The sequence below is a fragment of the Methylibium sp. T29-B genome (assembly GCF_000576225.1).
Classification (GTDB): domain Bacteria; phylum Pseudomonadota; class Gammaproteobacteria; order Burkholderiales; family Burkholderiaceae_C; genus Methylibium; species Methylibium petroleiphilum.
Genome location: NZ_AZSN01000355.1, coordinates 1 through 1,195 on the forward strand (window position 1 = coordinate 1; position 1,195 = coordinate 1,195).

Sequence of the window (1,195 nt, forward strand, 5' to 3'; positions counted from 1 at the left end):
GCTTGTATGTTCAGACCAGGCCAGAACGGTAGAGTCTGATCGCCGTTGAGGCGACCAGACCGGCCCGTGCAGCTTGGTACGCGCTGGGGCCATCGAGCCCGTTACTGAGTAGAGAGCGCACGGCCGCCGTGCTGGTCTTCCTGAAGCCCGAACGGTTACGCGCGCCGGCCTGGCCGAGCGCGCATGCACAAGCAAGGGATCCGAAGACCATGTCTGCTTCCTCAGTGGTGGTGGGCATCGACGTGGCCAAGGCGCATGTCGATGTCTCGGTGCTGGGCGCCAAGCTCGATGCCCAGCGGTTTGACAACCAGGCCGAAGCTCACTCGGCGTTGACGGCGGCCTTGAAGCCGCTGAACGTGGCGCTGCTGGTGATGGAGGCCACCGGCGGCTACGAGACGGAGTTGGCCTGCGCGTTGCAGGCCGCGGGCCTGCCCGTGGCGGTGGTCAACCCGCGCCAGGCGCGTGACTTCGCCAAGTCGATGGGTCGTCTGGCCAAGACGGACAAGGTGGACGCTCGCATGTTGGCGGAGTTCGCCGCGGTGCTGCTGCGCCGCGACGATCTCGCCCGCTTCCTGCGCCCGCTGGCCGATCCGCAGCAGCAGTGGCTGGCCGCGCTGGTCACACGCCGGCGCCAACTGCTGGCCATGCTGCTGAGCGAGCGCCAGCGGCTGCAGATCACGCCCAAGGGCCTGCACCCGAGCATCGAGGCCATCGTGGCGGCCATCAAGGCGCAGCTCGACGAGATCGAAGGCCAGATGGTCGCTCACGTGCGCGAGCACTTCGCAGAGCTCGACCGGTTGCTTCAGTCGGCCAGCGGCATCGGCCCGGTGGCCAGTGCCACCCTGATCGCCGAGTTGCCCGAGCTCGGCCGGCTCAACCGGCGCGAGATCGCCGCGCTGGTAGGCATCGCACCGATGGCCAACGACTCGGGCTCCAGCAAGGGCCGACGACGCATCCAGGGCGGGCGCTTCGACGTCCGCCGCGTGCTGTACATGGCCGCGCTGACCGCCAGCCGCCGCAATCCCGCCATCAAGACCTTCTACGACCGCCTGATCGCCGCCGGCAAGCTGCCCAAGGTCGCCTTGGTCGCCTGCATGCGCAAGCTCCTGACCACGCTCAATGCCATGGTCAGAACCAACAAGCCCTGGGACAACTCGCTTCACGGCGCTTGACTCGGAAGACGGTTACTCAGTAC

Annotated in this window: 1 protein-coding gene; it reads left to right on the top strand. The window is 67.5% G+C overall.

The genetic code is table 11. From position 1 onward, the window contains the following. The first annotated feature begins 209 nt into the window (after window positions 1-209). Entirely contained in the window at window positions 210-1,172 is a 963-nt protein-coding gene (locus Y694_RS21880) for an IS110 family transposase (RefSeq protein WP_036236721.1), read from the top strand. The last annotated feature ends 23 nt before the right edge of the window (window positions 1,173-1,195 follow it).

Coding starts and splice junctions, on each gene's coding strand:
- Y694_RS21880 (WP_036236721.1), top strand. CDS start 210: ATGTCTGCTTCCTCAGTGGTGGTGGGCATCGACGTGGCCAAGGCGCAT.